The 25,664-nt window shown below is 63.4% G+C and carries 26 protein-coding genes; 24 read left to right on the forward strand and 2 right to left on the reverse strand.

Going from position 1 to position 25,664, the window contains the following annotated elements; translation table 11 throughout:
* Positions 1-53: 53 nt before the first annotated feature.
* The 22 genes from G8O24_RS25675 (at position 54) to G8O24_RS25780 (ending at position 20,581) form a co-directional block, all read left to right on the forward strand.
* The gene (locus G8O24_RS25675; protein ID WP_188104237.1) at positions 54-959 is read left to right on the forward strand and encodes a flagellin N-terminal helical domain-containing protein; all 906 of its coding nucleotides are present in this window, start codon (positions 54-56) and stop codon (positions 957-959) included.
* Positions 960-1,213: 254 nt separating this feature from the next.
* Positions 1,214-2,122 carry a flagellin N-terminal helical domain-containing protein gene (locus tag G8O24_RS25680; RefSeq protein ID WP_188104239.1) on the forward strand — a complete coding sequence of 303 codons (909 nt, stop codon included), beginning with the start codon at positions 1,214-1,216 and terminating at the stop codon, positions 2,120-2,122.
* Positions 2,123-2,405: 283 nt separating this feature from the next.
* Positions 2,406-3,314: a flagellin N-terminal helical domain-containing protein gene (locus tag G8O24_RS25685; RefSeq protein ID WP_188104240.1), complete on the forward strand. Its 909-nt coding sequence runs from the start codon at positions 2,406-2,408 to the stop codon at positions 3,312-3,314.
* Positions 3,315-3,616: 302 nt separating this feature from the next.
* Positions 3,617-5,242, forward strand: coding sequence for a flagellar basal-body MS-ring/collar protein FliF (fliF, locus tag G8O24_RS25690; protein WP_188104242.1), 1,626 nt, complete (start codon positions 3,617-3,619; stop codon positions 5,240-5,242).
* Positions 5,239-5,943 (forward strand): hypothetical protein, encoded by a 705-nt coding sequence (locus tag G8O24_RS25695; protein WP_188104244.1) that lies wholly within the window; start codon positions 5,239-5,241, stop codon positions 5,941-5,943. Before fliF ends, G8O24_RS25695 begins: the two co-directional genes overlap by 4 nt.
* A gap of 7 nt (positions 5,944-5,950) precedes the next feature.
* On the forward strand, positions 5,951-7,270 hold the full coding sequence (locus G8O24_RS25700) for a MotB family protein (protein ID WP_188104246.1): 1,320 nt from the start codon (positions 5,951-5,953) through the stop codon (positions 7,268-7,270).
* Positions 7,267-8,451 (forward strand): chemotaxis protein, encoded by a 1,185-nt coding sequence (locus G8O24_RS25705; protein ID WP_188104247.1) that lies wholly within the window; start codon positions 7,267-7,269, stop codon positions 8,449-8,451. Before G8O24_RS25700 ends, G8O24_RS25705 begins: the two co-directional genes overlap by 4 nt.
* Positions 8,448-9,785 carry a flagellar hook-length control protein FliK gene (gene fliK, locus G8O24_RS25710; RefSeq protein ID WP_188104249.1) on the forward strand — a complete coding sequence of 446 codons (1,338 nt, stop codon included), beginning with the start codon at positions 8,448-8,450 and terminating at the stop codon, positions 9,783-9,785. The genes G8O24_RS25705 and fliK overlap by 4 nt, the downstream gene beginning before the upstream one ends.
* Positions 9,736-10,317: a transglycosylase SLT domain-containing protein gene (locus G8O24_RS25715; RefSeq protein WP_188104251.1), complete on the forward strand. Its 582-nt coding sequence runs from the start codon at positions 9,736-9,738 to the stop codon at positions 10,315-10,317. The genes fliK and G8O24_RS25715 overlap by 50 nt, the downstream gene beginning before the upstream one ends.
* Before the next feature lie 102 nt (positions 10,318-10,419).
* Positions 10,420-11,682 (forward strand): flagellar hook protein FlgE, encoded by a 1,263-nt coding sequence (locus G8O24_RS25720; RefSeq protein ID WP_188104253.1) that lies wholly within the window; start codon positions 10,420-10,422, stop codon positions 11,680-11,682.
* A 34-nt stretch (positions 11,683-11,716) separates the two neighbouring features.
* Positions 11,717-13,192 (forward strand): flagellar hook-associated protein FlgK, encoded by a 1,476-nt coding sequence (flgK, locus tag G8O24_RS25725; protein ID WP_188104255.1) that lies wholly within the window; start codon positions 11,717-11,719, stop codon positions 13,190-13,192.
* A 3-nt stretch (positions 13,193-13,195) separates the two neighbouring features.
* A complete protein-coding gene (locus G8O24_RS25730; protein WP_188104257.1) occupies positions 13,196-14,242 on the forward strand; it encodes a flagellar hook-associated family protein in 1,047 nt (348 codons plus the stop codon).
* A gap of 59 nt (positions 14,243-14,301) precedes the next feature.
* Positions 14,302-14,649 (forward strand): flagellar biosynthesis regulator FlaF, encoded by a 348-nt coding sequence (flaF, locus tag G8O24_RS25735; RefSeq protein WP_188104259.1) that lies wholly within the window; start codon positions 14,302-14,304, stop codon positions 14,647-14,649.
* Positions 14,649-15,059, forward strand: coding sequence for a flagellar biosynthesis repressor FlbT (flbT, locus tag G8O24_RS25740; RefSeq protein ID WP_188104261.1), 411 nt, complete (start codon positions 14,649-14,651; stop codon positions 15,057-15,059). The genes flaF and flbT overlap by 1 nt, the downstream gene beginning before the upstream one ends.
* A gap of 14 nt (positions 15,060-15,073) precedes the next feature.
* Positions 15,074-15,493, forward strand: coding sequence for a flagellar hook assembly protein FlgD (gene flgD, locus G8O24_RS25745; protein ID WP_188104263.1), 420 nt, complete (start codon positions 15,074-15,076; stop codon positions 15,491-15,493).
* Between the two features lie 2 nt (positions 15,494-15,495).
* Complete coding sequence (gene fliQ, locus G8O24_RS25750; protein WP_128964483.1) at positions 15,496-15,762, forward strand: flagellar biosynthesis protein FliQ; 267 nt, start codon at positions 15,496-15,498, stop codon at positions 15,760-15,762.
* 74 nt (positions 15,763-15,836) lie between these two features.
* Positions 15,837-17,918, forward strand: a complete 2,082-nt coding sequence (gene flhA, locus G8O24_RS25755; RefSeq protein ID WP_188104264.1) for a flagellar biosynthesis protein FlhA — start codon at positions 15,837-15,839, stop codon at positions 17,916-17,918.
* Entirely contained in the window at positions 17,915-18,667 is a 753-nt protein-coding gene (fliR, locus tag G8O24_RS25760) for a flagellar biosynthesis protein FliR (RefSeq protein ID WP_188104266.1), read from the forward strand. The genes flhA and fliR overlap by 4 nt, the downstream gene beginning before the upstream one ends.
* Positions 18,668-18,672: 5 nt before the next feature.
* A complete protein-coding gene (locus G8O24_RS25765; protein ID WP_188104268.1) occupies positions 18,673-19,092 on the forward strand; it encodes a hypothetical protein in 420 nt (139 codons plus the stop codon).
* The gene (locus tag G8O24_RS25770; protein ID WP_188104270.1) at positions 19,089-19,556 is read left to right on the forward strand and encodes a rod-binding protein; all 468 of its coding nucleotides are present in this window, start codon (positions 19,089-19,091) and stop codon (positions 19,554-19,556) included. The genes G8O24_RS25765 and G8O24_RS25770 overlap by 4 nt, the downstream gene beginning before the upstream one ends.
* 45 nt (positions 19,557-19,601) lie before the next feature.
* Positions 19,602-20,126, forward strand: coding sequence for a flagellar biosynthesis protein FlgN (locus G8O24_RS25775; protein ID WP_188104272.1), 525 nt, complete (start codon positions 19,602-19,604; stop codon positions 20,124-20,126).
* A complete protein-coding gene (locus tag G8O24_RS25780; protein WP_188104274.1) occupies positions 20,123-20,581 on the forward strand; it encodes a hypothetical protein in 459 nt (152 codons plus the stop codon). The genes G8O24_RS25775 and G8O24_RS25780 overlap by 4 nt, the downstream gene beginning before the upstream one ends.
* Before the next feature lie 119 nt (positions 20,582-20,700).
* Here G8O24_RS25780 and G8O24_RS25785 read toward each other — a convergent pair whose 3' ends face one another.
* Entirely contained in the window at positions 20,701-21,471 is a 771-nt protein-coding gene (locus tag G8O24_RS25785; protein WP_188104276.1) for a response regulator transcription factor, read from the reverse strand.
* 814 nt (positions 21,472-22,285) lie between these two features.
* Between G8O24_RS25785 and G8O24_RS25790 the strand changes: the two genes are divergently transcribed.
* On the forward strand, positions 22,286-23,224 hold the full coding sequence (locus tag G8O24_RS25790; RefSeq protein WP_188104277.1) for a hypothetical protein: 939 nt from the start codon (positions 22,286-22,288) through the stop codon (positions 23,222-23,224).
* 13 nt (positions 23,225-23,237) lie between these two features.
* Here G8O24_RS25790 and G8O24_RS25795 read toward each other — a convergent pair whose 3' ends face one another.
* Positions 23,238-23,816: a MarR family winged helix-turn-helix transcriptional regulator gene (locus tag G8O24_RS25795; RefSeq protein ID WP_188104279.1), complete on the reverse strand. Its 579-nt coding sequence runs from the start codon at positions 23,814-23,816 to the stop codon at positions 23,238-23,240.
* A gap of 450 nt (positions 23,817-24,266) precedes the next feature.
* On the opposite strand from G8O24_RS25795, the gene G8O24_RS25800 reads away from it, so the two are divergent.
* Positions 24,267-25,583 carry an MFS transporter gene (locus tag G8O24_RS25800; RefSeq protein WP_188104281.1) on the forward strand — a complete coding sequence of 439 codons (1,317 nt, stop codon included), beginning with the start codon at positions 24,267-24,269 and terminating at the stop codon, positions 25,581-25,583.
* The last annotated feature ends 81 nt before the right edge of the window (positions 25,584-25,664 follow it).

Consider the following 25,664-nt stretch of genomic DNA (forward strand, 5'->3'; position numbering starts at 1 on the left):
GCCCGGTATGTCCCCTCGTGAAAATGTAACGCGTACATAAAGGGACATTCGCAATGTCAAGCCTGCTTACGAACTCGACCGCCATGACCGCGCTCCAGACCCTGCGGTCTGTGAGCTCTCAGCTCGCCACCACGCAGACCCGCATCTCGACCGGCCAGCGCGTCTCGACCGCATCGGACAACGCTGCCTACTGGTCGATCGCGACCTCGATGCGCGCCGACAACGCCGCGCTCTCCGCGGTGTCCGACTCGCTCGGTCTGTCGGCCGCGACCGTCGACACCGAATATACCGCTCTGACCTCGGTTGTCGGTGACAGCAACGGCGGCCTCACCAAGCTGCAGTCGCTGCTGGTCGAAGCCAAGACCGCCGGTATCGACCGCACCAAGATCCAGGCCGACATCACCCAGATCCAGCAGCAGATGAAGAGCACGGCCGCGGCCGCGACCTTCAACGGCGTGAACTGGTTGAGCACGACCACGGCCACGCCGACAACGGTCAGCCTGGTCTCGTCGTACTCCCGCGTCGGCAGCACGCCGACCACCGGCTCCATCTCCCTGACTGTTGCCAACTACTCGCTCTACACCTCGGGTACGAGCGGCATTCTGGATACGCAGGCCAGCGGCGTGTCGGTCGACAACATGAAAATCGGCACGCTGACCGACTCCGCGACCGACCAGGCCACGCTCGATACCTACATCGCGCAGGTGACTTCCGCGATCAACTCGGTGGCCTCGGCCGCCGCCGATCTCGGTGCCGTGAAGAACCGTATCTCGACCAACACCGACTTCGTGAAGTCGCTGATGGACTCGGTCTCGCGTGGTGTCGGCCAGCTCGTCGACGCCGACATGAACCAGGAGTCGACCCGTCTGTCGGCCCTCCAGGTCCAGCAGCAGCTCGGCGTTCAGGCGCTCTCGATCGCCAACAGCAGCAGCCAGAGCATCCTGTCGCTGTTCCGCTAAGCCTGAGAAGCATCTGAGGAAGGGCCGCGCTTCTCGCGAAGCGCGGCCCTTTCGCTTGACCACAGCTTTGCTTGGGCTGTTGCGGTGAGGACACAGAGCCACAAGCCTCGCACAAGCTTCGAGCGTTACGGTCGCCGTACGACAGGTTGGGCTTTAACCCGCATTTGCGGAGCCCAAAGGCATGACGCCGCCCTGTCGTACCGGTGCAAGTCCGGTATGTCCCCAAACAACTTATTCTTCAAAGGGACATCAAAATGGGTTCTAGCCTTCTCACCAACTCCGCCGCAATGACCGCGCTGCAGACGCTGCGCAACGTCAGCTCCAGCCTGCAGACCACCGAAAACCGGATCTCGACCGGCCAGCGCGTCGCCACGGCGTCGGACAACGCCGCCTACTGGTCGATCGCGACCTCGATGCGCGCCGACAACGCCGCGCTCTCCGCCGTCTCCGACTCGCTCGGTCTGTCGGCTGCGACCGTCGACACCGAATACACCGCTCTCACCGCGGTGGTCGGCGACAGCACCGGCGGCCTCACCAAGCTGCAGTCGCTGCTGGTCGAAGCCAAGACCGCCGGTATCGACCGCACCAAGATCCAGGCCGATATCACCCAGATCCAGCAGCAGATGAAGGGCACCGCCGCTGCCGCGACCTTCAACGGCGTGAACTGGCTGAGCACGACCACAGCCACCCCGGCGACCTTCGCCCTAGTGTCGTCGTTCTCGCGCGTCGGCGGCACGCCTACGATCGGATCGATCAACCTGACGATCTCGAACTACTCGCTCTACACCTCGTCCACCAGCGGCATCCTGGACACGGTGAGCGGCGGTGCATCGGTCGACACGATCAGCATCAGCACGTTGACCGACTCTGCGACCGACCAGGCCACGCTCGACACCTACATCGCGAAGGTCACCACCGCGATCAACTCGGTCGCGTCGGCTGCCGCCGATCTCGGCGCCGTCAAGAACCGCATCGCAACCAACACGGACTTCGTCAAGACCTTGATGGACTCCGTGAACCGCGGTGTCGGTCAGCTCGTCGATGCCGACATGAACGCGGAATCGACCCGCCTTCAGGCGTTGCAGACCCAGCAGCAGCTCGGTGTCCAGGCGCTTTCGATCGCCAACCAGAACAGCCAGAGCATCCTCTCGCTGTTCCGCTAAGCCTGAAAACGATCTGAGGGAGCCGCGCTTCTCACGAAGCGCGGCTCTTTCATTGGAGGTGTTGCTCGCGCGCGGAAAATTCGTCTGGGCGTCCGGTCCGGCTCACGCGATCGTGGTCCAGTCACAGAGCCACAAGCTTCACGCAAACTTCACGTGCTATCGCCGCCGTTACGACAGGTTGAGCGCGCTTTTCAGCAGCCCAAAGGCATGATGCCGTCCTCTCGTACCGGTGCAAGTCCGGTATGTCCCAAAAATTCAATTCGTTTTCAAGGGGACGTCAAACATGAGTTCTAGCCTTCTCACCAACTCCGCGGCAATGACCGCGCTGCAGACGCTGCGCAACGTCAGCTCCAGCCTGCAGACCACCGAAAACAGGATCTCGACCGGCCAGCGCGTCGCAACCGCGTCGGACAACGCCGCCTATTGGTCGATCGCGACCTCGATGCGCGCCGACAATGCCGCGCTTTCCGCCGTTTCCGACTCGCTGGGCCTGTCGGCTGCGACCGTCGACACCGAATACACCGCGCTCACCGCGGTGGTCGGCGACAGCACCGGCGGCCTGACCAAGCTCCAGTCGCTGCTGGTCGAGGCCAAGACCGCCGGTATCGACCGCACAAAGATCCAGGCCGACATCACCCAGATCCAGCAGCAGATGAAGGGCACCGCCGCTGCGGCGACCTTCAACGGCGTGAACTGGCTGAGCACGACGACGGCAACGCCTGCGACCTTCGACCTGGTGTCGTCGTTCTCGCGCGTCGGTGGCACGCCGACCATCGGCTCCATCACCCTGACAATCTCCAACTACTCGCTCTACACGGCGGGCACGAGCGGCATCCTGGACACGGTGAGCGGCGGTGCATCGGTCGACACGATCAGCATCAGCACGTTGACCGACTCTGCGGCCGACCAGGCCACGCTCGACACCTACATCGCGAAGGTCACCACCGCGATCAACTCTGTCGCCTCGGCCGCCGCCGGTCTCGGTGCGGTCAAGAACCGCCTCGCGACCAATACCGACTTCGTCAAGACCCTGATGGACTCGGTGAGCCGCGGTGTCGGTCAGCTTGTCGATGCGGACATGAACGCGGAATCGACCCGCCTTCAGGCGCTGCAGACCCAGCAGCAGCTCGGCGTCCAGGCGCTCTCGATCGCCAACCAGAACAGCCAGAGCATCCTCTCGCTGTTCAAGTAAGCCTTCGGCTTCGAATACGACCGTGCTCCCCAGGGAGCACGGTCCCGCCGTGATCGGCGGACATGATGGCACATGATGTGCCAAGCATCGATCTCCAGACGCCAGAGCCCCTGCCGGACATTGCAGTCGATCGCGCTGACGCGTTCGATCGTTTGCCGTCGCCCACGTATTGTCTGCGTCGCCCCAAGTCCTTGTAAAATTGCAACGCCTCGCCCGCGAAACGACGCCTTCGCATTTTTGCGCAACCTTCAGACAAGGTTGGCAGCGGAGTGTCCTCACCATACGCATTGGTACGAGGTCATATGCTCAGTCGCGCGCAGCTACAGCAGCTGCTCAACAATCTGCTGGAACTTGGGCCGCGACGACTGATGGCCTTGGGACTGATCGGCTTCGCCGTCCTCGTCACCGTGGTCGGGGGCGCCTACTATCTGAGCCGGCCGGAATTCGAACCCCTCTATACCGGCCTTACCCGCGAGGACGTGACGCGCATGGGCGCCGCGCTGCGCGAGCAGAACATCGCCTTCGACGTCAACGCGGCGGGCGATACCGTCTCCGTTCGGCCGAGCCAGACCAGCCAGGCAAGGATGCTGCTGGCCGAGAAGGGCCTGCCGACCAGCGCCAATTCGGGCTACGAACTGTTCGACAAGATCGGATCGCTTGGACTGACGTCTTTCATGCAAGAGGTCACGAAGCTTCGCGCGCTCGAGGGGGAGATCGCTCGCACCGTTCAACTGATGAAGGGGGTCAAGGCTGCGCGGGTGCACATCGTGATGCCGGTGCGTGGCTCCTTCCGTGCCACGCAGCAGCCGCCCTCGGCATCGGTCGTGCTGCGCACCGACGGTGCGATCGAGGCGCGCACGGCGCAGTCAATCCGCCATCTCGTCGCGGCTGCCATTCCCGGCATGACGCGCGACAAGGTTACCGTGCTCGACGCCGACGGCTCGATGCTGCTGGCCGAGGAGGACGAGGCCAGCGCCGCCCCAACCAAGATGGCGAGCCTCCAGAAGACCGTCGGCGGCATGGTGCAGGAGAACATCCGCAAGGCGTTGACGCCCTATCTGGGCCTGGACAATTTCGAGGTCAGCGTGGCGCCGCAACTGTCGACCGACAAGCGCCAGATCAACGAAACCGTCTATGATCCGGAGGGGCGCGCCGAGCGCTCTGTCCGCAACGTGCGTGAAAACGAGAAATCGTCGAACGCGGACCGATCGACGCCCACCACCGTGCAGCAGAACCTGCCGGATCAGCAGGTCAATGCCGGCGGCACCAAGAACTCCAGCGAGGACAAGACGCGCCGCGAGGACGTCACCAATTTCGAGGTCTCGTCCAAGACCACGACGACGGTGAGCGACGGTTACTCGGTCAAGAAGCTGTTCATCGCCGTTCTGGTCAACCGCGCGCGTCTCGTCGCCGATCTCGGCGACAAGACGAACCAGGCCATCATCGACAGCAAGCTCGCGGAGATCAGCCAGCTCGCCGCGACCGCCGGCGGCCTCGACAAGACGCGCGGCGACCAGATCCAGGTGACGGCGGTCGACTTCGTGGAGGGTTCACGCGATCTCGCGCCGGTGCCCCCGATCAGCTTCGTGGAGATGATGAACAAGCAGCTCGGCAGCGTCATCAACGCGGTCACGATCCTGGCTGTCGCATCGATGCTGGTCTGGTTCGGACTTCGGCCCGCGGTCAACGGCATTCTGACCCATCGCGCGCAGCAGGAGCAGACCGATGCGGCGGAAGCTGCTGAGCTCGATGCTGTCTCGGCGCTCGCATTGGCCGAGAGCCAGGACCCCGAACTCAACCTCGTCGAGGATCTCGAAGGCAAGATGCAGCGCACGCCGCAGAAGCGGCTGGAGCAGATCGTTCGCCTCGATCAGGCGCAGGCGGCGGCAATCCTTAAAGACTGGATGCGACGCGAGGAGGCGGCATGAACGCGGCAATCGGAAAACTGCTGACGCAATTCGACGCCAACGGCCGGGCCAAGTCGCCATCGCCTCCGCCGCCCAAGATCCAGGACGTGCTGACAAGAAAGGAAAGCCGGCGCGAGCCTCAATCGCAGCCGCAGCCTCAAGCGCAGCGTCCGGCGCAAGCACAACCGCAGCTGCATTCGCCCCCGGCGTCTGCGTCCGAAGCTGCGCCGGCGAATCTGCTCGAGGATGCCTATCGGCGCGGCCATACCGCAGGACTTGCGGAAGGCGAAGCCAAGCTCGCCGAAGAGCGTGTCCGCAGCGCGATCCGGCTCGGCGAGGAGCGGGCGAAATGGTCCGACCAGCAGGCAACTGCGATCGTCAATGGCTTTGACGCCGCCTGCCGCGAGATCGAGAGCAACATCGCGAGCTCGGTGGCGCGGATCCTGCTGCCGTTCCTCGCCGAAGCCGTCCGCGACAAGGCGATCGGATCACTGGTCGAGCAGATCTCGGCATTGACGTCGAATTCTCCAGTGCCGGCGTTCCGCGTCACCGGCCCGAGCGAGCTCATCGATCTGGTCAGGACGCAACTCAATCTCGCCGGCCGTACCGGCGTCGAATACCAGTCCGCCGACACGGTCGAGGTTCGCGTCCTCGCCGATCAGACCACGATCGAGACGCAGATCTCGACCTGGATGGACCGGCTGAAAGAGGCGCGTCGGTAGTCGCGCCATGGAAGAGGTCAAGCACGAGCTCGTCATCATCCGCAGGCGGAGCGCCTTCGAGGACGAGAAGGCGCATGGCGGTGTCTGGAAGATCGCCTATGCGGACTTCATGACCGCGATGATGGCATTCTTCCTGGTGATGTGGCTGCTCAATGCGCTCAACCAGGACCAGAAGCAGGTAGTGGCGAGCTACTTCAACCCGATCAAGCTTGCGGAGAACGCGCCCGCGCCGAAGGGCCTGAAGGATCTCACCAAGAAGGAGCCGACGACGTTCGACGGCCAGGACGGCAAGCGACAACCGAATGGGCCGAACGAAGAGCGTCGCGGCGACTCGCCGACCGCCGAGAAGCCGCCTTTCTACGAAGAGAAGGTTCTGTTCCGCGATCCCTACGCGACGCTTGCAGAGATCGCGGCGAGTTCGAACCAAGCCTCGGGCCAGCGGCGCGCCGGTGCGCTGACGTCCGCGGAAGAGGATGGCCTCAAGGGCGGCGATGCCTATCGCGACCCGTTCGATCCCGGCTATTGGAAACTCGCGCCGGAGGCTTCGAAAGAAGCCGACCGGATCATGGAGGGCGAGCCGAAGCCGAAGGCGTCCGCGCGCGACAACCCGGCCGCTGCCAATCAGGGGGAGCCGCGCCGCGGCAGGACCGACGATACGGGCGGCAACCTCGCCCCCGATGCCCCGGCCTCGTCCGCCAGCGTGTCGCCGCTGTTGCCGCCAGGACCGGCACCGTCATCGTCTGCGCGCGACGGCAACGTTCAGCCGAATACGCAGGCCAACCTTCAGGCCAACGCCGCGCCCCAGGCGCGTCCCGCCGATGCTCAGAGGGAATCCGAGCCGCGCGATCCCGCCCAGACCCAGCAGCCGACCGTCAAGCAGCTTCAGTCGGCGATTGCCGATGCCCTGTCGGATATCAAGGCCGGTGCCGGACCGGTGGCCGAAATTCGTCAGGTGGAGGAGGGGCTGCTGGTCAGCCTGACCGACGATGCGAGCTTCGGCATGTTCGCGGTCGGCTCGGCGGAGCCGCGACCCGAGCTCGTCCGCGTCATCGACAAGATCGGCCCGATCATCGCGAAGCGTCGCGGCATGATCATCGTTCGGGGCCACACCGACAATCGGCCGTACAAATCGGAGAACTATGACAATTGGCGGCTATCCACCGCGCGCGCGCAGATGGCGTACTATATGCTTGTTCGTTCCGGCATCGATGCGCAGCGGATCGAACATGTCGAAGGCTATGCCGACCGGCGGCCGAAACTTCCGAACGACCCCGCGGCCGCGCAGAATCGGCGGATCGAGATCCTGATCCGGGAGAAGCGCTCTTGATCAGGCCGCTGCTCCGTGCCGCACTGCTGATGGTCGTGTCGTTCGCGGCGACCCATGCATCAGCTGAAGCCGCGCTGCCGTCCGGCGAGCCGTATGAGCTCGTCCGCGCGTTGCAGGCAGTGCAGGACGGCATCGCCAATGGCGACACCGCGGCACATGGCAGCCACATCGCGATGATCCGGCAAATCGGCGAGAAATTTCTCGCCGCCGATCCCGCCGTGTGGAGCAATCCGCAGAATGGCCAAGCGGTCGTCATCTATCTGCTCAGCGGCGGCGCTCCGCAGGTCGTCCGCAAGCTGCCGCGAGACAAGATCAATGTCGACGCCAAGCTGTTTGACGGTGCGCTTGCTTATGTCGAGGGCCGCCAGGACGAAGCGCGGGAGTTGCTCAAGGACGTCAAGCCCCGGTCGATCTCGTCCGGCATGGGCGGGCAGGTCGCGCTGGTCCAGGGCGCATTGTTCGCACGGTCCGAGGCCTCGCTCGCGATCGAGCGTCTCGACGATGCGCGCCTGCTGCTGCCCGGCACGCTCGTCGAGGAGGCGGCGCTGCGGCGCGAGATCCTGCTGGTCGGGCAAGCCGAGGATTTCGACAAGTTCGAGTTCCTGACGCTGGCCTATATCCGCCACTATCGCAGCTCGGTCTACGCCGGCGATTTCTGGCAGCGCTTTTCCACCGGCCTGACACAATCAAGCCTGGCGCTGGACGATCGCCGCTTTGCGCGGGTCGCGGTTCTGCTGGAACAGGTCGATCGCGCCAGCCGCCTCAAGCTCTACCTGGTGATCGCGCGCGGCGCGCTGATCCGTGGCAAGCTCACCGTCGCGCGGCTCGCGGGTGAGCGGGCGCTGACGCTGAGCGCCGATGCCGCGGCGGATCGCGAGCGCGCCCATTTTTACCGTGGTGCGTCCCGCGCCTTCACCGACGAGTATGATGGCGGCTTGGCGGAGCTGAAGGCGCTCGACCGGTCGAAGCTGACGGAGCGCGATGTCCTGCTCCTCAATGCAAGCCTCCAGCTCGCGCTCGACATCCGCAAGCCGATCGCGGGCCCGACCGCTGCCGCACAGGCGGACAAGCCGCCGCCCACGCCGGCACGGATCGATCTCGCGTCGTCCGACGCAATGCTCGCGCGCGCAAAGACGCAGCTCGGTGAACTGGAGCTGCTCACCAAGGATCGCCGTCCATGACAAAACTGAGTGGAACCTCCGGACAGCTTTTCGCAGGTCTGGCTGAAAGCCTCACGCGCGGGGTGTCTCGCTCGGCGAAGGGCGCGGCAACATCTGGCGCGAAAACCGGCGACGATTCCTCGTTCCACGATCTGCTTCACACCGTATCGAACATGGCCAAGCGGGCGTTGGACGATCAAGGCACCGAGACGACCGCGAAGGCGGCTTCGGTGCGCCCCCGCCTGGCCCAGCTCACCGAGCGTGCGACGCCCAAGGATGAACCGGTGCACGAGCGCACCGACGAGACCAAGTCGTCGAGCAAGCAGGATCCGGCTGATCGGTCCACCAAGGCGGACGTCCCGATCAGATTGAGCGCTCCGACCATCGTGGGGCAGGAACTCGCCGCCGCGCCCGCCGTGACGTCGCCGGCGCCGCAGCCGTCGAGTGACAAGAAGGAGGCGGTTCGCGCCGAGCGGCCGTCCGCGGCAAAGCGCGAGGTTCAGGGCTCGGCAGGCGCAGCCGCAGCTGATGCCGCGCGATCCGCCGCTCAATCGATCGCCGCGCGTTCCGCGGCCGATGCATCCGGTCCGCGATCTCAGCCTGCGGGCGCGCAGGCGGAGATGTCCGCCCACGCTGCAATGGCGCAGGGAAGCGACGTTCAGCCGAAAGCCATGCCCGTCACGCCTGGCTTCGAAGCGGTCACGGCGAATGTCGAGCGCGCGGCGAAGGCTGCCGGCCGCGAAGCGCTGCCGGAGACGACCAAAGTCACGGTGGTTCAGCAGGAAACGCATCTGCCTCCCGTGGCGCAGTTCAGCGCCACGCAGCAAGTCGCAAACGCCGTGGTGTCCGAGCTCAAGAGCTCGTCCGCGCCTGCCGCAGCCGCGCCCGATCTTGTCGGCACCCAGACTAATTCACCGGATCAGCCGCTCAGGATCCTCACCGTCAATCTCGAACCGCCCGATCTCGGCAATGTCACCATGCGCCTCCGGCTGGTCGGCAACGAGGTCTCGGTCCAGCTCGCCGCTGAACGCAAGGACACCAGCACGATGCTGGATCAGCAGCGCGACCAGATCCGCAATCTGATGCAGTCGGCGGGGTACGTCGCTGACGTCGCGCCGGTGCAGCACGGCGCGCTCGACGGATTCCAGTCAGGAGCCGGCCAGTCGCAGCCGCAACTCTCCAGTCAGCAACAGCAATCATCCCAGTCTCAAGGCGCGTTCGGCGGCGCCGGCACGTCGTCCGGTCAGTCGGACGGCGGAGCCAGGCAAGCCTGGCCGGAGCAGCAGCCCAATCAGGAGGCCCGCCATGACCAAGACGTGGCGCCGCATACTCGTCGCGGCCCTGTCTATCTGTAATGCCGGCGCAGCCGCGGCCGCGACCGACAATGCGCGCTCCTGTGAGCGCGAGATGGCACGCGCCTCGCAGCAGCACGGAATTCCGCTCGGCATTCTCTATGCTGTCGGCCTCACAGAGACCGGTCGGCGCGGTGCGCTCCATCCTTTCGCGCTCGGCGCCGAAGGGCAGACCGTGTTCGCCAGGGACATGGACGATGCGATGGCGAGTTTCGAGGCAATGCGCGCGAAGGGCATCAAGCTGATCGATGTCGGCTGCATGCAGATCAACCATTACTTCCATGGCGACAAGTTCACGTCGGTGAGAGCGATGTTCGATCCGGCCAAGAATGTCGACTACGCCGCGCGCTTCCTCAACGAGTTGAAGCAACGCGAGGGAAGCTGGACCATGGCCGTCGCCCGCTACAATGCAGGCCCCAATAATCAACCCGCACAGAAACGCTATGTGTGCCACATCGTTGCCCATCTCGTCTCCAGCGGCTTCGGCGCGTGGACCGACAAGGCGCGCTCGTTCTGCCAACCCAAAACAACCTGAGATGACGATGCGCCGTAGGAAGTTGTGCATCGCCCCAAATCATCAGCCCCGCGCAAGCAAGACCCCCCATTGTAATTCCAACCTGTCAAAGGAGCCCACTACATGAGCCTGTATGGTGTTATGCGCACCGGCGTTTCCGGAATGAACGCGCAATCCAACAAGCTGTCGACGGTCTCGGACAACATCGCGAACGTCAACACGGTCGGCTACAAGCGGGCTTCGACGGAATTCTCCTCGCTGATCCTGAAGAGCGGCTCCGGCAATTACGATTCCGGCGCGGTCGAGACCACGGTCCGCTACGCCATCACCGATCCCGGCCATCTCCAGTTCACGACCTCGACGACGGATCTCGCGGTCCAGGGCAACGGCTTCTTCGTCGTACAGGACGCGAACGGCAACAATTTCCTCACCCGCGCCGGCTCGTTCGTGCCCGACAACACGGGCAACCTCGTCAACACCGCCGGCTTCCAGTTGATGGGCTACAACATCCAGAACGGCGCCGCGCCCAATGTTTCCGCCAACGGCTTCGGCGGCCTCCAGGTCGTCAACGTCAACCAGATGGCGCTGCAGGCCTCGCCTTCGACCTTGGCGACCGTGGCAGCGAACCTCGATCCGAGCGCTGCGATCATCACTCCCGCTCCGGCCGCCGGAGCTGGTCCCGGTGCGGGCAACTACACGTCGAAGACGTCGATGGTGACTTACGACAACATCGGCAATGCCGTGACGCTTGACGTCTATGCCGCGAAGACGGGTGCGAACACCTGGGATATCGAGGTCTACAACGGTGCAACCAAGTTGACGAGCGGTCCTACCGCCGCAACGACGTTCAAGTTCGACGTGAGCTCGACCGGAAAGGGCAAGCTGGATCTCGTGGGCCCGCCGCCAAGCGCGACCTCGCTCACGGTCGCAATTCCCGGCGGTTCTGGCGCCTTCAAGATCGACATGTCGGCCATGACCCAGGTCGCATCGAGCTTCGACTTCAAGGCGACCGTCGACGGCAACGCACCGTCCGCCGTCGATAAGGTCGACATCGACAGCAAAGGCGTCGTCACGGCGGTCCTCAAGAACGGCACCACCTTGCCGAGCTTCCAGATCGCGCTCGCGACTGTGCCGAGCCCGGACCATCTGACGCCCGAGGTAGGCAACGTCTATTCGCCCAATTTGGATTCCGGAAACGTGCAGGTCGGTCTCGCCGGTCAGGGCGGTCTCGGAACCATCCAGTCGGGAGCGCTCGAGGATTCCAACGTCGATCTCGCGGACGAATTGACCTCGATGATCGAGGCCCAGCGCGGCTTCACGGCGAATTCCAAATCATTCCAGACCGGCGCCGATCTACTCGACGTCGTCGTCAATCTGAAGCGCTGAGTCCCTCAGCGCCGATTCCGGGCAAGAACACGCCATGTCCATTACCTCGGCCCTCGACTCTGCCCGCTCCTCGCTCATGGCGTCGGGCATCCAGTCGTCGACCATTTCGCGAAACATCGCCGGTGCCAGTACGGAAGGCTATTCGCGCAAGATCGCCGTGCTGGACAATCTTCCCGGCGCCGGCGTCTATGTGGCGGCAATCCAGCGGGCCGCTTCGTCGGGCCTCTACAGCAACGTCCTCACCGCGACCTCCGCGGCCGCGACGCAGAGCGCGATCTATGATGGTCTCCAGAAAATCGCCTCTGCCACGGTGGACGATCCGCAGCTCGACCAGTCGCCCACGGCACAGCTGAACGCGCTGAAGCAGGCGCTGCAGCAATATGCCAACGCCCCCGACAACACCACGCTGGCGCAGGCGGCCGTCACGTCCGCAAAGGACATGGCGACCGCGCTCAACCAGGCAACCCAGACCGTGCAGTCGGTCCGCGAAGGCGCGGATGCCGACATGAATATCTCGGTCCAGAACATCAACCAATTGCTCTCCCAGTTCCAGACCGTCAATACGGCGATCGTGAAGGGGACGATCGCCGGCGACGACGTGACTGATTATCTCGACCAGCGCGACAGCATCGTTTCGAAGCTGACCCAGGAGGTCGGCGTCACGATGTCGATCCGCACCAACGGCGACGCGGCGCTCTACACCGACAGCGGTGTCGTGCTGTTCGACAAGTCGGCGCGGACGGTGAGCTTCGCTCCGACCACCTCCTACTCGGCGGGCATCTCGGGAAATGCGGTCTTTATCGACGGCGTGCCCGTAACCGGCCCCAATTCGGTGATGCCGATCAAGTCCGGCAAGCTGGCTGGTCTCGCCCAACTGCGTGACAACGACACCGTCACCTATCAGAGTCAGCTCGACGAAGTTGCCCGCGGCCTGATCAATGCCTTCAAGGAAAGCGATCAATCGGGCGCGGCGTTGCCCGACGTTCCCGGACTTTTCACCTATCCCGGCGCACCGGCGATGCCGGCGAGCGCAACCGTCTCGGTGGGGCTGGCCGGAACGATCTCGGTCGCTGCATCGGTCGACCCGAAGCTGGGCGGCAACCCGAATCTGCTGCGCGACGGTGCGATCAGCGGCAACGTCGCCTACCGGTACAACACCGCTGGCAACGGCGGCTATTCGACCCGGCTTCAGCAGCTCATCAGCAACATGGATGCCTCGCAGCCGTTCGATGCGACCACGCAAGGCAAGCCGAACGGCAGCCTGATCGACTACGCAGCGTCCTCGACGAGCTGGATCGAGAACCAACGCAAGACCGCCAACGACAACTCGCAGTATCAGAACACGCTGCTCACCCGCAGCACGACGGCGCTGTCGAACGTCAACGGCGTCAACATGGACGACGAGATGTCCCTGATGCTCCAGGTCGAGAGAACCTATTCGGCATCGTCGAAGATCATTTCGACCGTCGACCAGATGTTGCAGAGCCTGCTGGCAGCCGTGGGGAACTAAGTCATGATGAGCGCAAACTACATTTCCACCCTGATGCTGTCCTCGTCATTGAGGTACTCGATCACGAGCAATCAGGCTGCGCTGAGCAAAGCGTCGACGGAGGCGACCACCGGCCGCTTCGCCGATGTCGGCCTCGAGCTCGGGGCCACGACGGGCGGAGACGTCACCCTGCGTGCGGATCTGAATTTTGCCGATCAGCTGGTCGATACCAACGGGCTTGTCGGGGGACGCCTGGACGTGACCCAGGACCGCATCACCCAGCTCAGCTCGACCGCAACGGACTTCCTCAAGGACTTGATCGCGGCGCGCAGCACCGATGGCGGCGGGCGGATCATCCTGCCGCCGGCGTCTTCTAATCTCCAGGACCTGATCGGCGCGCTGAACGTCTCCTATAACGGATCGTATCTGTTCTCGGGCATCAACACGCAGAACCAGCCTATCACGGCCTACCAGGCCGGCTCCGCCAGCAAGAACCAAGTCGATGCCGATTTCCTTGCGGCCTTCGGCTTCACGCAGTCCTCGCCCAGCGTGAACACCATTACGCCCGCTCAAATGCAGACATTCCTCAACGGTCCCTTCGACGCCGAGTTCGCAAGTCCGGCCTGGAACACCAACTGGTCGACGGCCACGGACCAGGTCATGCAAAGCCGCATTTCGACGACCGAGATCGCCGACACCTCCGTGAGCGCCAATCAGACCGGATTCCGCAAGCTCGCGGAGGCCTACACGATGATGGCCGATCTCGGGAATGCAAACCTCGACCAGTCGACGTTCCAGGTGGTGGTGGACAAGGCGATCGGCCTCGTCGGCAGCGCCATCACCGATCTTGCGACGCTGGGCGGTGACGTCGGCACGGTCCAGCAGCGGATCACCACAGCGACCGACAAGCTCAAGACGCAGAAAGACATTTTGAACAATCAGATCGTCGGCATGGAGAAGGTCGATCCGGCGGAAGCGTCGACGCGCGTCAATGCGCTGCAGACCCAGATCCAGACGGCGCTCGCGCTCACCTCCCAGCTCCAGAAGATCAGTCTGATCAACTATCTCTGAGCTGGGGCGACCGTCGTTTTCGCTTTTTTTCCTGCAAGTTCCTGCGGCGAGTTGTCCGGATGACGTTTGAAGCCTACGAGACGGTCGTTGAAGATAGTGGTTACGAGGCGCGCGGCCGCGAGCGGCAGGCGCTCAGTCTCGGCATTGAGCGGCTGGAGCGGCTGCAGAAGGAGCCGCGCTTCAGCATGGAGGATCAGGTCCAGAGCCTGCTCTACGTCCGACGGCTATGGACCATCTTCATCGAGGATCTCGTGCACCCCGAGAACGGGCTGCCCGAGCAGCTTCGCGCCGACATCATCTCGATTGGCTTGTGGGTGGTCAAGGAAGCCGATCGCCTGCGCGAGGAAAAGTCCAACGATGTGACGCAACTCGTGGAAATCAACCGCCTGATCCGAGACGCGCTCTGATGAAGATTTCCTTGCGGGCCGGCGAACGGGTCTACATCAACGGTGCGGTCCTGCGGGTGGACCGCAAGGTCTCGCTCGAGCTTGTAAATGATGTGATGTTCCTGCTCGAAGGGCAGGTGATGCAGGCTTCCGATGCCACCACGGCGATGCGTCAGCTCTATTTCATCGTCCAGCTCATGCTGATGAACCCGACCGATATCGCCGCCGCCGCCTCGCTCTATGCGCAGCACCACACGGCACTTCTCGCGGTTTGCGAAAGCCGCGAGATGTTGGACGGCCTCGCCGCGATCGACGAAATGGTCGGCGGCACCCGTTACTTCGAGGCGCTCAAACGGATCCGGGCGCTGTTTCCCCTGGAGGAGGCGATCCTGGCCGGCGCCACCTCGGAATCTCCAATCAAGGCTGCCTGACAGCGGAGAGCGACATGAACGTCACCAGCGCGACCGATAAAAACACCAATTCGACCGACCCGAGCTCGTCCACATCTGGCACGTCGAGCACCGGCGTCGACTACAACACCTTCCTGCAGCTCCTCATCGCCGAGATGAAGAACCAGGATCCGACCAATCCGATGGATACGTCGCAATACATGAGCCAGTTCGCGCAGCTGTCGACGGTCGAGCAGGCGATGCAGACTAATACGAAGCTGGATTCTCTGCTGTCGTCGCAGTCGTTGTCGCAAGCCGACGGACTGATCGGAAAGACCGTCAGCTTCACCGATTCGACCGGGGCGACCTTCACCGGCAAGGTCGCCTCGATCTCCATCAACAGCAGCGGATCCGTCGCGACGCTTCAGGACGGCACCAAGGTTGCGGTCGGCCCTGGTCTCACGATCAGCAATTAGCCATGAACGAGCGCGACGCCCTCGACATCGTCCAGGCGGCGATCTGGACCATCCTCGTCGCCTGCGGGCCGGCGGTCGGCGCGGCGATGCTGGTCGGCATCCTCATCGCGCTGATCCAGGCTCTGACCCAGATCCAGGAGGCGACGCTGACCTTCGTTCCGAAGATCATCGTGATCCTGGTGGTCGTGGCGATCTCCGGCTCCTTCATCGGAGCCCACCTCTCCACCTTCACCGAGATGGTCTATTCCCGGATCGAGCACGGCTTCTGATCCGCAGGCCCGGCCACCACCCTCGCGTAAGCTTTGCCGGGCAGATTGAGGGCGGACCCTGCTGCCGGTGACCCATGGCCGATACGTTAGCTGCTAGCCTGCCGAACCCGCGTCGCTTCGGCGCGGACGCCGCTTTCGCGGGCGGTATCGTGACCATGCTCACGATTCTGTTCCTGCCGATTCCTCCCGTTCTGATCGACCTCGGCCTTGCCTTCTCGATCGCGCTGTCGGCCCTGATCCTGATGGTCGCGCTGTGGATCCAGCGGCCGCTCGACTTCTCGGCTTTTCCGACCGTGCTCCTGATCGCGACGATCTTGCGGCTGGCGCTGAACATCGCCACCACCCGCCTGATCCTGTCGCGCGGCGGGGAGGGCGAGCAGGCCGCGGGTCACGTCGTTGCCGGTTTCTCGAAGTTCGTCATGGGCGGCGACTTTGTCATCGGCCTGATCATCTTCGCGATCCTGGTCACGGTGAACTTCGTCGTGATCACCAAGGGCGCGACGCGTATCGCGGAAGTCGGCGCCCGATTCACGCTGGATGCCATTCCTGGCAAGCAGATGGCGATCGACGCGGATCTCTCGGCTGGCCTGATCGACGACAAAGAGGCGCAACGCCGGCGCCGCGAGCTCGAGGAAGAGAGCGCGTTTTTCGGTGCGATGGACGGTGCCTCGAAGTTCGTCCGCGGCGATGCCATCGCGGGCCTGATCATCACCGCGATCAACATTTTCGGCGGCATCATCATCGGCGTCACGCATCACGGGCTGACCCTGTCGCGCGCCGCCGACGTCTACACCAAGCTCTCGGTCGGCGACGGTCTGGTGTCGCAGATGCCGGCGCTGATCGTGTCGCTGTCGGCGGGTCTTCTGGTCTCCAAGGGCGGCACCAGGGGGTCGGCCGAGCAGGCGGTGCTCCGTCAGCTCGGCGGCTATCCGCGCGCGGTGTCGGCTGCCTCCTTGATGATGTTCGTGCTCGCCTTGATGCCGGGTCTGCCAATGCCGCCGTTCGTGCTGCTGGGCGGCGTCATGGCTTTCGTCGGCTACTCGCTGCCGAGGCGGCAGGCAGCCGCGAAGCAGAAGGAGGATGCGCGCAAGGCCGAAGAGCGCGCGCAGGTCGAAGCCAAGGAATCCGTCAAGGAATCGCTCAAGACCGCCGAGATCGAGCTCTCGCTCGGCAGCCATCTGTCCGTCCACCTGCTCGGTTCGCGCAACGAGCTTGCGCACCGCGTCAGCAAGATTCGGAAGAAGTTCGCCAAGCAGTACGGCTTTGTCATTCCCGAGATCAAGCTGTCGGATAATCTGTCGATCGACCCGAAGGGATACCAGATCCGGATTCACGATACCCGGGTCGCCCATGGCGAGCTCCGGATCGGCGAGATCATGGTGCTGGTGGACAAGGATGGAAAGCCGGACGTCCCGGGCGACGAGGTCATCGAACCCGCATTTGGCATGAAGGCGCTGTGGGTGACGGAAGCCTTCGCCGACGAAGTCCGGCGGCAGGGCTGCAAGCCGGTCGACAACCTCTCGGTCCTACTCACGCATCTGAGCGAAGTGCTCCGGGCAAACCTCGCCCAGCTTCTGTCCTACAAGGACATGCGCGGGCTGCTCGACCGGCTCGAGCCGGAGTACAAGCGCCTGGTCGACGATCTCTGCCCGTCGCAGATCTCCTATTCCGGCCTGCTGGCAATCCTGAAGATCCTGCTGGGTGAGCGGGTGTCGATCCGGAACCTGCATCTGATCCTCGAAGCCGTCGCCGAGATTGCACCTCACGTGCGGCGCTCCGAGCAGGTCGCCGAGCATGTGCGCATGCGCCTGGCTCAGCAGATCTGCGGCGATCTCTCCGACAACGGCGTGCTCAACGTCCTGCGTCTCGGCAACCGCTGGGATCTGGCCTTCCACCAGAGCCTGAAGCGCGACGGCAAGGGCGACGTCGTCGAGTTCGACGCCGATCCGCGGCTGATCGAGCAGTTCGCGACCGAAGCGAGTGCCGCGATCCGAAAGTTCACGGAAGACGGCACCAGCGTGGTGCTGGCGGTGACCCCGGAAGCGCGACCCTATGTCCGCATGATTCTGGAACGGGTGTTTCCGACGCTGCCGATCCTGTCGCATGTCGAGGTCGCCCGCAGCGCCGAGATCCGGGCGCTCGGAGCCATTTCGTGATCGCCGGTCTCGCCGACAACGTGCTTGCCACGTTCATCGTGTTCTGCCGTATCGGCGCCTGCCTGATGCTGGTGCCCGGTTATTCCAGCGTGAACGTTCCGCCGCAGATTCGCCTGTTCGTCGCCCTGGTCACGACGTTCGCGCTGACGCCGATCCTGGTCTCGATTCTGAAGCCGCTCGTGGACGACGCATCGCCCATGGCGCTGGCGCTCCTGATCGGCACCGAACTCCTGGTCGGTAGCGTCATTGGCCTCGGCGGGCGCGTGTTCTTTCTCGCGCTCCAGACCATGCTCGCGGTGATGGCGAGTGCGATCGGGCTCAGCAGCATCCCGGGTACGCCGGTCGGCGACACCGATCCGGCGCCGCCCGTGGTGCCGCTGATCATGGCCGCCGTCACCACGCTGTTCTTCTTGACCGACCAGCACTGGCAGGTCCTGCGCGGGTTGATGAATTCCTACGACGTCTGGCATCCCGGCGAGAAGTTGAGCGGCGAGATGGCGCTGAACCAGCTCGTCAGCCGTCTCACCGACGCATTCGTGCTGACACTGCGCATCACCAGCCCCTTCATCGTCTACTCCGTCGTCGTCAATTTCTCGATTGGCCTCGTCAACAAGCTGACGCCGGCAATTCCGGTCTATTTCGTCTCCGTGCCGTTCGTCCTGTTCGGCGGCTTCCTGCTGCTCTACCTGACCAGCGACGAATTGCTGACGCAGTTCATGCTCGGCCTGTCGTCATGGCTGGCGGGGTGACGATGATGACTTCCCGGGCGGACAAGCTCAGTCGGATCGTCTCGCTGGTGAAGCTTCAGCTTCGGCTGTCGCAATGGCAGCTCGCGCAACTGCGTCAGCAGGAGCAGTCCATGCAGGACGAACAGGCGTGGCTGGTGGGAAACCTGAACGAGGGCAAGCCGCCGGCGGGATCGTCGAGCGAATCGATCGCGCGGCGGCTCAACAGGATGAGCGTCGGCGCGCGCGCAGTGCAGGAGCGCGCCTCGATGCAGCTCGACAAGGTCCGCTCGGAGAATCGTCGCGTCAAGCAGCTCGAGGAAGTCGCCCGGGTGGCGCTTGCCGACAAGCTGCGCGAAGCCGAGAAGCGATCGCTCGAGGAGATGACGGGGATCCACGCCGTCGCGCGCGACTTGACGCCGCGGCAAGCCAGCCGGAACAAGACATGATTGTAACCGCGACACCCGATCTCGTTCTCGATGTCCTCGACGCCGCCGACCCGGTAGCGCAGCGCACGGCGACCGCTAAGCTCGAGGCGCTGAAATCGTCGGACGCCGATTTTGCCGCGACGATGGATGCAACGGCCAGCAAGGCCGCCGATCAATCCGTTGCAGGTGTGGTGGAGGCGCAATCGGGGGTGGTGAACGGGCCGCCGGTGCGGGTGATCAAGAAGCCCGGCCCGGACGAGGTCTACCGCAAGTTCGAAGCGTTCGTCCTGCAGACCTTCGTCGAGACGATGTTGCCGAAGGAGTCCGAGGAGGTATTCGGCAAGGGCACCGCCGGCGGCATCTGGAAATCGATGCTGGCCGAGCAGCTCGGCACTCAGCTCGCGAAGGGCAAGGGGATCGGAATTGCCAAGCAGCTCGCGTCCGCGCATCCGGCGGGGCCGGATACGACAGGAAAGGCCGGGTGATGGACTATAGGAAATGGGTAAGGACGGTTGAGGGATGAACTTACTATGCAGCTAGAACAGAGCGCGACGGCTCCGCTGATGGAGCAGCCGGTCGTGGGTACAGAGGCGATGGCAGAGGCGGCAAGGGGCGATGCTCTGTTGCCCGCGCTGCTGCCCGATATAGGCGCCGACTTGCTCGCCGACGACGCCGAATCAGCAAGGCTCGAGGCAACGCGGTTCGAGGAGCTCAGTGGTCTGCTGGCCGCAATTCGCCGGCTCGAAAGCATCGTCGAGGAGGAGACCACCGCACTTGCGACCGGGCAGAAGGTCGACTTCGACGATTTCAGTGCCCGGAAAAGCCGGAGCATGCTGGAATTCGTTCGGCTGATGCGAGCCCGGATGCATCTCGGCGGCGAGCCCGAGGTCACCGAGGAAATTCAACGGCTGCGTGAGAAGCTGGAGCGAAACCGCTCCCTGCTTGAAATGCACTACGATGCGGTGCGCGAGGTCGCGACCATCATCGTCAAGGCGATCAAGGACGCCGAGTCGGACGGAACTTATACGGGTCGCGCGGCGCGGGACGGAAAATGATCAAGCTCGTTCTGGCCGGCCTCTGGGCCTGCATCCTCACCGCAGGCACGAGCTATGGCGTGGCCTATTGGAAGGAAAACGGCACCCTGCTGTCCGGCAAGGACGAATATCTCGACGGGCTGCAATATCAGAAGACGCGGGCGCTGAGTGTGCCGATGGTCGAGAGCGGGGCGGTTCAGGGCTACATCGTCGCGCGTTTCGTCTACACCGTGGAGGCGAAGACCATGCACCAGCTCACCGTGCCGCCCGAGCCGTTTGTCGTCGACGAGGCCTTCCGCAGGATCTACGCCGACGACAAGCTCGATTTCCGGAAGCTCGCTCGCTACGACCTCTCCGCCCTTACCGCGGCGATCAAGCAACGCGTCAACGAGCGGATGCAGGCCGATATCGTCCAGGACGTGCTGGTCGAGGACTTCAACTACGTCTCCAAGGAAGAATTCCAGCAGAAGCCGTAACGCGCCCGGCGGCGGGGCGGGGCCGTCAGCACGCACAATTCTAAGCTCGAAACAAACCGGCCTCTGCGGGATCTCCCCGCAGAGGCCGTGGTCGTTTTGCTTGCCGCGGCTCGAGTGCCTTAGTTGCCGGCCGGGTATGCCGCTGGGGCCGCCTGAGCCCGGTTCAGCAGGATGCCGACCTCGTCGAGATCCTGCATCGGCTCGTCGATCGCCTCGTTGGCGGGGATGTTGAGGCGGTAGCCGACGTAGCGCCGGGCCACGATGGCGTCGAAGCCGAGGCGGTCGCGCAGCTTCTTGCGCAGCTTGCTGACGTGGCTCTCGATCACGCTCTCGTCGAATGTGGACTCGAAGATGCCGTAGACCGCGTTGAAGATCTGCGTCTTGGTGATCCACTTGCCGTGATTGCTGACCATATATTCGAGAATGCGCAGCTCGCGGCGGGGCAGGGTGAGAGCGTGACCCGCGATCTCGGGGTCACGCCCGTTGAAGAAGACCTGGATCCTGCTCTCGCAGGGCCTCGGCAGCTCGCCGACCCGGCGGCGCGCGATCGCGGCCGTTCGAGCCAGGATCTCGCGCAGGTGGATCGGCACGTGCACGACGTCGTCGACGCCGGCTTCGAACAGCTCCAGCGTGTTCTTGAGCATCTTCTGGCCGCTCATCGCGATGATCGGAGCCGCGGACCGCTTGCGCATCGCCCGTGGCAGGCTTCCGCGGGCATCGCAGTCCCCCAGAAGGAAGGCATCAACGGCCGCCAGGTCCGATTCGTTCGCGGATTGCAGCCAGTCCCAGAATTCTCCGGAAGTGAAGCCGATCGACGATACGCCTTCACGAACAAGCCCTCCTACGTAGCTGTTCGTGACGCTCTCGCGATCATCAACGATAATATACATCAGTCAGTCGCCCCTGTTTCGCACTTGCAGCGGCCGGGAGGTTTGTTGTGATGCCCCGACTCGGCAGCCATGCTGTTTGACGATATTTCCCTCCCGCGAACCGTTCTTATGGTTTCGATATTCGCGGGCAGCCTTACGCATTCAGTACCCGCGTGAGCAGGCCTGCTACTTCGACTCGATACTGAACCCTTACTGCGTGAAGCCCGGCGGGTGTTTTACGGATCACCTTGCGGGGCGCGTTGAGAAAACGACCTGGTACAGTTGCGTCACGTTGCTCATTGCGTTCGAACACTACTGAACTCAGTCGATCTCCTCGCCAACGGGCGAGAATCACTTGATGTAGACCGTAACAATTGCCGAATTCCGATCAAGCGTGCGAAACAAAGCGTTTGCTACGTCTGCTTGATGCTGTTGATTTGTTTCCGGTTGTTTCTTTGTATGTCAAAGCGCACCAGTTGATTTGAAAGACGAACTAGTTTTGCACCGTAGTGGTTGTATAGTTCCATAGGCCCGTACAAACACAGCTATTTTGGGTAGTGTCACCCAACCGTCACAGTGAGGGGTTTTCAACCCCGAATTGACTCTCCTGGCCGCGCACGCGGCTGCGACAATTCGACTCATGTGTGGCGGCGAGAGTCCAGCTTGGCAAAATCTTGGCGAGTGTGTGTCTTTCGAGTCGCACTTTTGCCTCGTGCACGACTCCTCTGACACGTCGACGCATCCTGCGTGGCGAAACATTTTCGATGCGCACGTTTCGGGCAAGCTTCGCCAACTAGCTTCGTTCGACAGATCCAAACGAACGGAGCATTTTCAAATGTTGTCCGACGGAAAAGCGCGCCCCGCCGGAGTTGCGGATGCGTCAGCCGCTGTGAAGCCCGCTCCGGAAGCGAGCGACACGAAGTTCAACAACACTGCGCGCGCATCCAAGCCCACGATGGGCGCGAAGCCCGCGTCGGCGTCGAGCGACGAAGTCGCGGCGAAGGAAGCGCTCGAAGGATTGAAGCGTATTCGTGCCAAGGCGCGCCTGGACAAGATGGCAATACCCAAGCCTGTGCCGACGGTGATCAAGCCGGCGGTGATTGTGGCCAAGCCGCCGCCACCGCGCCCGACCTGGGTCGCGCCACTCGCGACGCTCGCAGTCGCCGCCATCCTCGTGGTCTGCGCCTGCACCGGCGTCATTGCCTATCTCACCACGCAGCCGAACCAGACCAATGTGGCTGCTAATGCCGAAATCAGGAATCTGCGCGACACGGTCGCCCAGCTGCGCAGGCAATTGTCCAGCGTATCCGAGAATCTCGATGGCCTTCGCACCGCAGTCGATCAGTCGAGCAAGGCGACCAGCGATCGATTCGGCCGTTTTGCCGAGAATCTCGATCGCATCGAGCGGGTGAGCTCGTCATCGACGGCGAAGCTCGACAGGCTGGCTCAGGCTCAGGTCCAGCCGCCGACTCCCGTTGCTGCGCCGTCGCCGTCACCGGCGATGCCGATGATGGCCTCGGTCACGGCGCCCGAAACCACAGGCTCGGTATCTCCGGTCGAGCGCAGCTCCGCACCGCGAAAGGTGATCAAGGGCTGGTCAGTCCGCCAAGCCTATGAAGGCATCGCGATTCTTCAGGGACCGAACGGTGTCGTCGAGGCCGTTCTCGGGCAGCAAGTCCCGAGCCTCGGTCGCATCGAGGAGATCAGGAACGAGAACGGCCGTCTCGTCGTCGACATCAGCGGTGGCGGCGTCGTCTATTCCGCGCGCAAGTGAGAGGCAGACAATTCTATTGGCGGTGATGCTCGAAGCTGGTGCATAGCAAATCGATCTCCGCCTCCGCGATCGGCGCGCGAAACAACCGGCAGGTGAACTCGACCGTGGTCCTGTTCTCGGAAGAGGTGCGGTCCTCCCGCAGGAAGATGCATCGTTTGCAGACGTCGGTGTGGTGCCGCTGTTCGGCGGCATCCGCCTGATCGAGCACATGCCGCAGGGTGTCGCGAAAGCTGATCTTGCTGCCGTCATCGAGGACGGCAATGGCATCCACTAGGCCGTTGACGGGATCGCGCGCCAGAAACTTCTTGCCCTGCTGCGTCACGCTCAGCATCACCGAGCGCTTGTCCTTGGCGGAACGCTTCCGTTCCAGGTAGCCGAGCCGTTCGAGCTCGCCGATGATGAAGGAGGCGGTGCCGCGTGTGGTGCCGACATAGCTCGCCAGCGCCGAAGGCGTCCGGGAGAAGCGATTGGCACGGGAAAGGAATCGCAGTGCCATCCACTCACGGTCGCGCATGCCGTGCTTGGTGCCTTCGAACCACAGAATCCGCGCCACCTGTCCCAACAATTCAATTGCTTCGCGAGCCAAATTCATATCGATGCCAGATCGGATAAAGCTTTATTCAATTGGGCCTTGGGGTACGCAGTCGCAGCGGGTCGGAATGAAGCTGTCGAGCGTTGCTTTGCTCGAAGCGGATACGTTGCCGCGCTGAGAAGACGCTTCTCCGTCCTGGAGATGGAACATTCGGGAGTGGAACTAGAGCGCCATGACGAAAGTTCGAGTAAATATGACGGCTCAACTGATCTGAAAATTTCAGTCAAAAGGTGTGGGCCTGCGCCCGATAGAAGGGGGCGGTGCTGTCTCTGAGCAACATGATGTGTCGACGCGGCCACGATCGGGTCTGTTTGTTGCGGTAAATGGTTCGAGGCGCGCGAAATCGCACACGGTCTGCAACAGGTGCTGCTGCGCCGGGGAGCAGGAGAACCCCTGATTTCGGTTAATGGATGTTGCGACGCAATGCGGCTAGGCGGTTAAATCAGGCGCATGATCAGATCGGAGACTTCAAGATTGCCATCGGGAAACGCGCGGGCCGAACCATTTAGCGTCAAACGCGCAGCACTGGCCGCCACCGTCGGCAACATGCTCGAGTTCTACGACTTCATCACCTACAGCTTCTTTGCGATCCAGATCGGCCACACCTTCTTTCCGACTGGAAGCGAGTACGGCAGCCTGATGCTGTCGCTGGCGACGTTCGGGGCCGGCTTCGTGACGCGGCCGATCGGCGGCATCGTACTCGGCATCTATTCCGACCGGATCGGCCGGCGGCCCGCGATGCTGCTGAGCTTTGCCCTCATGGGCGCTGCAATCCTGACCATTACGTTCACGCCGTCGTACGATTCGATCGGCCTTGCGGCGCCGATCATCGTGATCGCGGCCCGCATGGTGCAGGGTTTCGCACTGGGCGGCGAGGTCGGACCGACCACCGCTTATCTGATCGAGATCGCGCCGCCCGAGCATCGGGCGCTGGTGGTGGCATGGCAGCCGGCGAGCCAGGAGATCGCCGCGACGGCAGGGGCCCTCGTCGGCGTCATCCTCAGCAAGATGATGGTGCCGGAGATGCTGGACCTCTATGGCTGGCGGGTGGCGTTTCTGATCGGAGCGGTCTGCCTGCCGTTCGGCGTCTGGATGCGCCGGACCCTGCCGGAGACGATCCCGCAGGCTGACGCCGGTGTCGCGGTGGAGGAAAGCACGGGGCATCTCTCCCTGGCCCGCCGTCACACCGGGCTGATCGTGCTCGCGCTGATGATTCTGGCCAGCGGCACCATCTCGACCTATGTCACGCAATACATGACGACCTATGCGCAGAACACGTTGCATGTCTCCTCGACACTGGCCTTTGCCGTCTCGCTCGTCAGCAACGGCATTCAGTTTGCCGGAGCGCTGGTCGGCGGCTGGCTGGCCGATCGTCTCGGCCGCAAGCCGGTGATGATCTGGCCGCAACTCGCGACGCTGCTGCTGACCTATCCGGTCTTCCTCTGGATCGTTCATGCACCCGGTATGCTGTCGCTGCTGGTCGGCTTTGGCGTGCTCTCCGTCATCGGCTCGCTGCCCTTCACCGCGTTCTACGCGACGTTCACCGAAGCATTGCCGCAGAACATCCGCGGTGGCGTATTCGCCACCGTTTACGCGGTTGCGATCGCGAGTTTCGGCGGCACGGCGCAGCTGGTGGTGACGTGGCTGCTTCATGTCACCGGCGATCCGCTGGCGCCGGCCTGGTACCTGTTGCTCGCAGCGATCGTCGGACTGATCGCGATGAGCCTGATGCCGGAAACCGCGCCGGCCAAGACCGGCAAGGCCTGACCGTGGGCGAAACCTCGCAGGCTGGTGATTTGCGTTTCGCCGGCAATTGTTGGCGAATGCGTCGCCTGAAGGATCGGGGCA

This window comes from Bradyrhizobium campsiandrae (assembly GCF_014529705.1).
GTDB lineage: Bacteria > Pseudomonadota > Alphaproteobacteria > Rhizobiales > Xanthobacteraceae > Bradyrhizobium > Bradyrhizobium campsiandrae.